Annotated in this window: 8 protein-coding genes; 3 read left to right on the top strand and 5 right to left on the bottom strand. The window is 73.1% G+C overall.

From position 1 onward, the window contains the following. From G3I40_RS18285 to G3I40_RS18265, 5 genes are all read right to left on the bottom strand, one after another. A partial coding sequence (locus G3I40_RS18285) for a roadblock/LC7 domain-containing protein (protein ID WP_203644332.1) occupies positions 1-364 on the bottom strand: 364 nt, incomplete at its 3' end. A 71-nt stretch (positions 365-435) separates the two neighbouring features. Beyond that, positions 436-1,203 (bottom strand): DUF4388 domain-containing protein, encoded by a 768-nt coding sequence (locus G3I40_RS18280; RefSeq protein ID WP_164303209.1) that lies wholly within the window; start codon positions 1,201-1,203, stop codon positions 436-438. Then, complete coding sequence (locus tag G3I40_RS18275; protein WP_164303208.1) at positions 1,200-1,610, bottom strand: hypothetical protein; 411 nt, start codon at positions 1,608-1,610, stop codon at positions 1,200-1,202. Before G3I40_RS18275 ends, G3I40_RS18280 begins: the two co-directional genes overlap by 4 nt. Positions 1,611-1,803: 193 nt before the next feature. Then, positions 1,804-3,168 carry an APC family permease gene (locus G3I40_RS18270; protein WP_343244952.1) on the bottom strand — a complete coding sequence of 455 codons (1,365 nt, stop codon included), beginning with the start codon at positions 3,166-3,168 and terminating at the stop codon, positions 1,804-1,806. Between the two features lie 89 nt (positions 3,169-3,257). Beyond that, positions 3,258-4,619 carry a diaminopimelate decarboxylase gene (locus G3I40_RS18265; RefSeq protein WP_164303207.1) on the bottom strand — a complete coding sequence of 454 codons (1,362 nt, stop codon included), beginning with the start codon at positions 4,617-4,619 and terminating at the stop codon, positions 3,258-3,260. A gap of 110 nt (positions 4,620-4,729) precedes the next feature. On the opposite strand from G3I40_RS18265, the gene hutU reads away from it, so the two are divergent. The 3 genes from hutU to G3I40_RS18250 form a co-directional block, all read left to right on the top strand. Then, positions 4,730-6,388, top strand: a complete 1,659-nt coding sequence (gene hutU / locus G3I40_RS18260; RefSeq protein ID WP_164303206.1) for a urocanate hydratase — start codon at positions 4,730-4,732, stop codon at positions 6,386-6,388. Between the two features lie 41 nt (positions 6,389-6,429). After that, positions 6,430-7,641, top strand: a complete 1,212-nt coding sequence (locus G3I40_RS18255) for an allantoate amidohydrolase (protein ID WP_164303210.1) — start codon at positions 6,430-6,432, stop codon at positions 7,639-7,641. After that, on the top strand, positions 7,638-8,804 hold a 1,167-nt coding region (locus tag G3I40_RS18250), incomplete at its 3' end, for a formimidoylglutamate deiminase (protein WP_164303205.1). The genes G3I40_RS18255 and G3I40_RS18250, both read left to right, overlap by 4 nt.

The following is an 8,804-nucleotide window of genomic DNA, read 5'->3' as shown; positions in this document are numbered from 1 at the left end:
CCGCGGCCAGCTCCCCTATCCGGGCGCCGGAGCGGCGGCCCTCCAGGTGCAGCCGCCCCACGTTGACCCGGTCCTGGGCGAGCAGGGTGAGGACCGCGGTGTCCCCGGCCGCGTACGTGGCGACGTAGCCGTCCGTGCCGCGGACCAGGAGTTCGCGGAAGCCTCCCTGTCCGGTGGCGTCGGCGAGGCGCTGGGCCACGCCGAGTGCGGCGGCGGTGAGGGCGGCCACGCCCTCCGGTTCGACGCCGGGGGTGTCCTGGGCCAGCACGAGCCCGTCGACGCTGGCCGCGAGGGCGCCCGTGACCTGGGGCACCCGGACTCTCAACCTCTGTAGTTCGCCGAGTACTTGGGCCTCGTCGGCCATCGGCACTTTCCCTTCTCGGGCGGGCTCGGACGGGGATGTGGCCGCTGTCCGGGACGTGCGTCGCAGGCGCTTCACAAGGCCTCCAGCGCGGCACGCAGCCGGCGCAGCAGTGCCACGTCGGGGTCGTCGACGGCGGTGTGCGCGACCCACTCGGGGACCGGAGTCGTCGTCGCGGGCTGTGGGGGAGCGGTGGTCACCAGGCCGCCCGCGGCCAGGCGCCGCAGATCGACCAGGGTGTGGAAGGCGGGCCGGCCCAGGGCGAGGGCGATCTGGGACGCGGTGCGCGCCCCGTCGACCAGGTCGAGGACCCGGCGCCTGCGCCGCGGCACGGGCAGGTCCTGGTCCGGCGCCCTGGACAGCGGCGCCGTGTCGGTGTCCGGCTCGGGCCAGATGCGCTGGAGTAGTTCGCGCCGCCGCAGCGTCTCGCGTTCGACCGCCGCGACCGGCACCGGGCGCACCGTGCCGAACCAGTGCGAGACCCCGTAGCGGAAGCGGGTCGGCCCGCTGCTCGGGGCGAGGGTGAAGTACGCGGCGTCGAACACCGCGCCCAGGTGGCACAGTTCGAGCGCGCCGTCCGACAGGCGCCCCTGCTCGACGAGGTAGCGGCCGACGCGCTGCAGGGCCCCCGCCTTGTCCACGGCCTCCCACCAGCGGTCGGCGCCCAGGGCGCCGCCCGTCGTGAGCAGCACGTCCATCCCGGGGGTGGCGGGGGACTCGGCGTGCACGACCCGCCCGTCCTGCAGGTAGAGGGTGCCGTGCTCGCGGATCAGCGCGCCGGTGGCCCCCTCCTCGGCGAGCCGGCCCAGCATCGGGGAGACGGCCGGGGCGGCGCCGGTCATCCCAGCACCAGCCGGTCGGCGAGATCGGCGAGGCGCAGCCGGGCGAGCGCGAGGTTGCCCTCGTCCCGGTCGAGCCACAGGTGCAGGAAGACGCTGCTGTCGAAGCTGGTGCGCACGAAGCGCAGCAGGTGGTAGCCGTCGCGGTTGGTGACGATGACGTCCTCGACGGGCGGTTCCTTCTCCCCGGCGGAGCCCGACCAGTCGCTGCCCTCGGCCGGGGCGAAGGCCTGGTGCTCGGCGGCGAGCCGGGCGAGTTCGGCGGCCTCGGCGGCGGTCGCCTCGTGGTCGCCGTTGGGCGAGTCCCCGATCGTTCCCAGGGCGAGGCCGCTGGTCCAGTCGACCACGGAGGCGCCGCGCGCCCCCGGCAGCCGTATGACCTCGAGCAGGCACTCGTCGATTCCGGGCACGCCTGAAACCCCCCACCTGGTCGCCGTGTTCGTGTACACCTGGTGCGTGTGTGACGACGAAGCTACGCACCGTACGGCGGCCAGGTGAGGGTTCTGGCATTTTCCGGTGGAACATTCAAACGGGGCCTAGAATTCGCCAACGCAGCCTGAAATCAAGGTCGTCAGGACCTGGTGCGCGCCCCTTCCGCGCCTCTCACGCCTCGTCGCGCACCTTCAGGACGGCCTTGTTGACCGCCCACAGCCCGATCCCGACGGCGAGGAGCACACCCGCCCGGATGTAGACCTCGGCGGGCCGGTCGGCGAGCGGACTCGCCAGAATGAGCGCCGTGAGCGCGCCGAGCACGGGCAGGACCGTCGGCGTACGGAAGTGGCGGTGGGGGACGGGGTCCCGGCGCAGGACCAGGACGGCCACGTTGACCACGGCGAACACGCACAGCAGCAGGAACGCCGTGGTGTCGCCGAGCCCCTCGATCTCGCCCGTCGACACCAGTCCGATCGCGAGCAGCGACACGAAGACGATGCCGACGACCGGGGTGCGGCGCCGCGGCAGGACGCGGCCCATGGCGCGCGGCAGGATCCGCTCGTTGGCCATGCCGTAGCACAGGCGCGAGGCCATCATGATGTTGATGAGCGCCGAGTTGGTGACCGCGAACAGGGCGATGACGGCGAAGAGCTTGTGCGGGAAGTCGAGCCCGCCCGCCTTCACCACTTCGAGCAGCGGGCCGCTGGAGCCCGCCAGCGTCCCGTGGTCGACGAGCAGCGACGAGACGAGCGCCACGAGCACGTAGATGGTGCCGGTCACGGCGACGCCGATGAAGATCGCGCGGGGGAAGGTGCGGGTCGGGTCCTTGGTCTCCTCGGCCATGTTCACCGAGTCCTCGAAGCCGACGAACGCGAAGAAGCCGAGCGCCGTGGCCCCCAACACCCCTGTCATCAGGGCGAATCCGGTGCCTCCGGTGTCGAACTCGGTGAGGCGCGCGGGCTCGCCGTCACCCGTCAGCACGGCGTACGCGCCGATGGTGAGGATGATCAGCAGTCCCGTCAGCTCGACGAGGGTGAGGACCACGTTGGCCTTCACCGACTCGCTCACGCCCCGCAGGTTCAGCGCGGCGAGCGCGAGGACGAACAGGATCGCGATGAGCGTCGGCGGCAGCGCGTCGTTCGTCAGCTCGCCGAGGTAGTCGCCGCTGAAGGCGCGGGCGGCGGCGCTCGCGGACGACAGGCCCGAGCACATCACCATGAACGCGATGATGAAGGTGAGGAAGGGGACCTTGAACGCCTTCTGCGCGTACAGCGCCGCGCCCGCCGCCTTCGGGTACTTGCCGACGAGTTCGACGTACGAGGCCGCGGTCAGGATCGCCACCACGAAGCCGATGACGAACGGCAGCCACAGCGCGCCGCCGACCTTCCCCGCGACCTTCCCGGTCGTGGCGTAGATGCCGGTGCCGAGGATGTCGCCGATCACGAACAGGATCAGGAGCTTGGGGCCGATGGCGCGGTGCAGCGCGGTGTCGTCGCCGGGCGGCGGGGTGTCGGTCGAGGTCTGGGGCGTCGTCACGGGTGCCTCCCCCGGATGCAGGCGTGTGAGCGTGCAGGAAGGGAACGCATGCCCGTGACGTACGTCACAGATGCATGAGTTGAGGAAATTCAGAGGTCGAGCAGGGCCCCGCGCAGGTCGCCGCCCGACTCGGCCACGATCTCCTCGACCGTCTGCGGCGCCCGCACGGTCGCGAACCGCACGCCGCCGTCCGCGTCCGCGGTGAACCCGTAGACCCCGGGCCGGGCGAGGGAGTTGTACGAGTAGTGCTGCGCGAAGTAGTACGCGCCGGTGTCCAGGGCGGCCGCGTGGTCGCCCGCCTCCAGGAGCGGCAGCGCGCGGTCCTCGGCGAGCAGGTCCCCGGCGAAGCAGGCCGGACCCGCCACGTCCTGGGCGACGGCCGGACCGGTCTTGGGGTGCCCCTTCGCGTCGTACGCGGCGATCCGCAGCGGCCAGGACCCGGGCGCGTACACGGTCCGCGTCGCGACCTGGACCCCCGCGTGCGTGACGGCGATCGGCCGCCCGCCGCTCTGCTTCGCGTACTCGACGAGGGCGAGGGTCGTGCCGTGCTTGGCGAGCAGCGACCGGCCGAACTCGGTGACCAGGCCGTAGCGCCCGTCGAAGAGGCCGGGTACGGAGGCGGCGAGCAGGCGGGCGTACGCGGCGTAGCTCGGGGTCTCCTCGTCGGAGGCGAAGTTGACCGGGAGGCCGCCGCCGATGTCGAGGGTGTCGATCTGCTGCCGGCCCGCGGCCCGGTTGATCTCCTCGGCGAGCTCGTAGGCCGCCCGCACGCCCTCGGCCATCAACTCCAGTGGCACGCCCTGCGATCCGGAGTGCGTGTGCAGCCGGGTCAGCCACGGCCGGTCCAGGTAGGCGCGCACGACCCACTCGCGCGCGCCCTCGTCGCGCAGGGCCACGCCGAACTTCGAGGTGGCCGTCGCCGTCGACAGGGCGCCGATGGAGCCGGCCCCGATCTGCGGGTTCACGCGGACGCCGATCGGGGAGCGGGTGGGCGCCGAGGCGACCAGGGCGTCGAGGCGGGCCAGCTCCTGGGGGTTGTCGGCGTTCACGGCGATGCCGAGGGCGAGGGCCTCGCGCAGTTCGGCGGGGGTCTTGGCGGGGGAGTCGAGGACGGTCCGGGCCGGCGGTACCCCGGCCGCGCGGGCCAGGGCCAGCTCGCCGGGGCTCGCGACCTCGGCCCCGATGCCCGCCTCGTGCAGCAGCCGCAGGACGGGCACGAGCGGCGTCGCCTTCACGGCGAAGGCGTGCAGGACCTCGGTGCCGGGTGCGGCGACCGCGTCGAAGGCGGCGCGCAGGGAGGCGGCCGAGGCGCGGATGCCGGCGACGTCCAGAAGGCCCGCGACGGGGGCGGCGGGGCCGACGAGCCCCTGCCCGACGGCGGCGCGTACTGCCTGGTCGCGGCGGGTGGAGAGGGTGAGGGGGAGGTCGGTGGACGCGTCCGTGGAAACCATGTGGTCCAGACAACCATCCCGGCGGCGTCGGGGGAATGTATTGACTAGTTCTATTCAGGAAGCCAGGATGTGAATACCCGTATCAATATGAGCATCCCAGGAGGCCGTCGATGTCAGGACCCCGCCCCGTACGAGCCCCGCGCGGCACCGAGCTCAACACCCTGGGGTGGCAGCAGGAGGGCGCCCTGCGGATGCTCATGAACAACCTCGACGCCGAGGTCGCCGAGCACCCCGACAAGCTCGTCGTCTACGGGGGCACCGGCAAGGCGGCCCGGTCCTGGGAGGCGTACGACGCGATCGTGCGCACCCTCAAGACGCTGCAGGCCGACGAGACCCTCCTCGTCCAGTCCGGCAAGCCGGTCGGCGTGCTGCGCACCAACGAGTGGGCGCCGCGCGTGCTGCTCGCCAACTCCAACCTCGTCGGCGACTGGGCCAACTGGGAGGAGTTCCGCAAGCTGGAGGCCGAGGGCCTCACCATGTACGGCCAGATGACGGCCGGTTCGTGGATCTACATCGGCTCGCAGGGCATCGTCCAGGGCACGTACGAGACCTTCGGCGCGGTCGCCCGCAAGAAGTTCGACGGCACCCTCGCCGGCACCATCACCCTCACCGCCGGCCTCGGCGGCATGGGCGGCGCCCAGCCCCTCGCCGTGACCATGAACGAAGGCGTCGCGCTCTGCGTCGACGTCGACGAGTCCCGCGTGGACCGCCGCATCGGCACCCGCTACCTCGACGTCAAGGCCGACAACCTCGACCACGCCCTGGAGCTGGCGGTCCAGGCCCGCGACGAGCGCCGCGGCCTGTCCATCGGCGTCGTCGGCAACGCCGCCGAGGTCTTCCCGGAGCTGCTGCGCCGCGGCGCCCCGATCGACATCGTCACCGACCAGACCTCGGCCCACGACCCGCTCGCCTACCTGCCCGTCGGCATCTCCGTCGAGGACTGGGACAAGGAGCGCGAGGCGGACCCGGCCGGCTTCACCGAGAAGGCCCGGCAGTCGATGCGCCTGCACGTGGAGGCCATGGTCGGCTTCCTCGACCAGGGCAAGGAGGTCTTCGACTACGGCAACTCCATCCGTGACGAGGCCCGCAAGGCCGGCTGCACGCGCGCCTTCGACTTCCCCGGCTTCGTCCCGGCGCACATCCGCCCGCTGTTCGAGGAGGGCCTCGGCCCGTTCCGCTGGGCCGCCCTGTCCGGCGACCCGGAGGACATCGCCAAGACCGACAAGGCGATCAAGGAGCTGTTCCCGGAGAACAAGCACCTGCACCGCTGGCTCGACATGGCCGCCGAGCGCATCTCCTTCGAGGGCCTGCCGGCCCGCATCTGCTGGCTCGGCTACGGCGAACGCCACCTGGCCGGCCTGAAGTTCAACGAGATGGTGGCCTCCGGCGAGCTGTCCGCGCCCGTCGCCATCGGCCGCGACCACCTCGACTCGGGCTCCGTCGCGTCCCCCTACCGCGAGACCGAGGCCATGAAGGACGGCTCGGACGCGATCGCCGACTGGCCGCTGCTCAACGCCCTGGTCAACACCTCCTCCGGCGCCTCCTGGGTCTCCCTGCACCACGGCGGCGGCGTCGGCATGGGCCGCTCCATCCACGCCGGCCAGGTCTGCGTCGCCGACGGCACCGACCTCGCCGCGCAGAAGATCGAGCGCGTCCTGACCAACGACCCGGCGATGGGCGTCATCCGCCACGTCGACGCGGGTTACGAGCACGCGGCCGAGGTCGCGGCCGAGCGCGGGGTGCGCATTCCGATGCGGGAGGGCGAGTGACCTCCCCCGCGACCCCTGCCACGGCCCCGAGCTTCCTGGAGATGTGGCAGGACCTGCGCCCCATCGGTCGGAACCAGGACAGCGGCGGCTACCGCCGCCACGCCTGGACCGCGGCCGACGCCGACTGCCGCGCCTGGTTCAAGGCGCAGGCGCAGTCCCGCGGGCTGACCTACGAGCTGGACCGCAACGGCAACCAGTGGGCCTGGCTCGGCGACCCCGAGGCCGGGGACGCCGTCGTCACCGGCTCCCACCTCGACTCCGTCCCGGACGGCGGCGCCTTCGACGGCCCCCTCGGCGTCGTGTCCTCCTTCGCCGCCCTGGACGAACTCCGCCGCAGGGGAGCGGAGTTCACCAAGCCGCTCGCGCTCACCAACTTCGGGGACGAGGAGGGCGCCCGCTTCGGCCTGGCCTGCGTGGGCTCCCGCCTCACCGGCGGCCACCTCAGCCGCGCACAGGCCCACGCGCTCACCGACGCCGACGGGATCACGCTCCCGCAGGCCATGGAGCGCGCCGGGTACGACCCGGAGGCGATCGGCCCGGACCCCGAACGCCTCGGCCGCATCGGCGCGTTCATCGAGCTGCACGTCGAGCAGGGCCGCGCCCTGGACCTGTCAGGGGACGCGGTCGGCATCGCCAGCGCCATCTGGCCGCACGGCCGCTGGCGCTTCGACTTCCGCGGCGAGGCCAACCACGCGGGCACCACCCGCCTGGTCGACCGCAGGGACCCGATGCTGACGTACGCGGAGACGGTCCTGGCGGCCCGCCGCGAGGCCCGGCTCGCGGGCGCCGTCGCCACGTTCGGCAAGATCTCGGTCGAGCCGAACGGCGTGAACGCCATCCCGTCGCTGGTCCGCGGCTGGCTCGACTCGCGCGCCGCCGACCAGGACACCCTCGACCGGACGGTCACCGCGGTCGAGAAGGCGGCCCGCGAGTACGCCGACGCGCACGGCATCGACGTCTCGCTCACCCGGGAGTCCTTCACCCCGGTCGTCGACTTCGACCACGCGCTGCGCGACGAACTGGCGCGCATCATCGGCGCACGGGACGGCTCGGCCGAGCTGAAGGTGCCCGTCCTGGGGACCGGCGCGGGACACGACGCCGGGATCCTGGCCTCGTCCGTCCCCACCGCCATGCTGTTCGTACGCAACCCCACGGGCGTCTCGCACTCCCCGGCCGAGCACGCGGCCGAGGACGACTGCGTGGCCGGGGTGCACGCACTGGCCGACGTACTGGAAGGACTGGCCTGCAAGTGAGCGCGGAGCAGACGACGACGTACTGGCTGGAGCACGCCTGGCTCGACCCGGCGGTGGAGCCGGGCGTGGTCGTGGAGGTGACCGGTGACCGCATCACCGCGGTCCGCAAGGGGGCCGACACCCCGCCGCCGGGAGCGACAGTGCTGCGCGGCCTCACCCTCCCCGGCCTCGCCAACGCCCACAGCCACGCCTTCCACCGGGCCCTGCGCGCGACGGTGCAGGTCGGCTCCGGCACGTTCTGGACGTGGCGCGAGGTCATGTACGGGGTGGCCGACCGGCTGACCCCGGACAGCTACCACGCCCTCGCCCGGGCGGTGTACGCGGAGATGGCGCTCACCGGCATCACGGCGGTGGGGGAGTTCCACTACCTCCACCACCAGCCCGGCGGCGCCCCGTACGCGGACCCGAACGCGATGGGCGAGGCGCTGATCGCGGCCGCGGACGAGGCGGGCATCCGCATCACGCTCCTCGACACGGCGTACGTCTCGTCGGCCATGGGGGACAGGCACAGCGGCAAGGAGCCCGACCGCCACCAGCAGCGGTTCAGCGACGGCACGGCGCAGGCCTGGGCCGAGCGCGCGTCCCTGCTGAAGGACCGCCCGCACGCGCGGATCGGCGCCGCGGTCCACTCGGTGCGCGCGGTCCCCGCGGCGCAGCTGTCGACGGTCGCGGACTGGGCGGCTCAGCGCCGCGCGCCCCTGCACGTCCACCTCTCCGAGCAGACCGCGGAGAACGACGCGTGCAGGGCGGCCTATGGCTGTACCCCCACCCAACTCCTCGCGGACAACGGGGTGTTGGGCGCCCGCACCACCGGAGTCCACAACACCCATCTCACCGACACCGACATCGCCCTCCTCGGCGGCTCGGGCACGGGCACGTGCATGTGCCCCACCACCGAGCGCGACCTGGCCGACGGCATCGGACCGGCGGGCCGGCTGCAGCAGGCGGGCTCGCCGCTGTCGCTGGGCTCGGACAGCCACGCCGTGATCGACCTCTTCGAGGAGGCGCGCGCGATGGAGCTGAACGAGCGCCTGCGCTCGCGCACCCGGGGCCACTGGACGGCGGCGGCCCTGCTGCGCGCCGCCTCGGCCGACGGCCACGCGGCGCTCGGCTGGGACGACGCGGGCGTCATCGAGCAGGGCGCGGTGGCGGACCTGGTCACG

It is taken from the genome of Streptomyces sp. SID14478 (assembly GCF_010548525.1).
Lineage (GTDB): Bacteria > Actinomycetota > Actinomycetes > Streptomycetales > Streptomycetaceae > Streptomyces.
Note: the sequence above shows the minus strand (reverse complement) of the source record. Positions and strands in the feature narration are given on the sequence as shown.

Coding starts and splice junctions, on each gene's coding strand:
- G3I40_RS18280 (WP_164303209.1), bottom strand. CDS start 1,203: ATGACCGGCGCCGCCCCGGCCGTCTCCCCGATGCTGGGCCGGCTCGCC.
- G3I40_RS18265 (WP_164303207.1), bottom strand. CDS start 4,619: ATGGTTTCCACGGACGCGTCCACCGACCTCCCCCTCACCCTCTCCACC.
- hutU (WP_164303206.1), top strand. CDS start 4,730: ATGTCAGGACCCCGCCCCGTACGAGCCCCGCGCGGCACCGAGCTCAAC.
- G3I40_RS18255 (WP_164303210.1), top strand. CDS start 6,430: ATGTGGCAGGACCTGCGCCCCATCGGTCGGAACCAGGACAGCGGCGGC.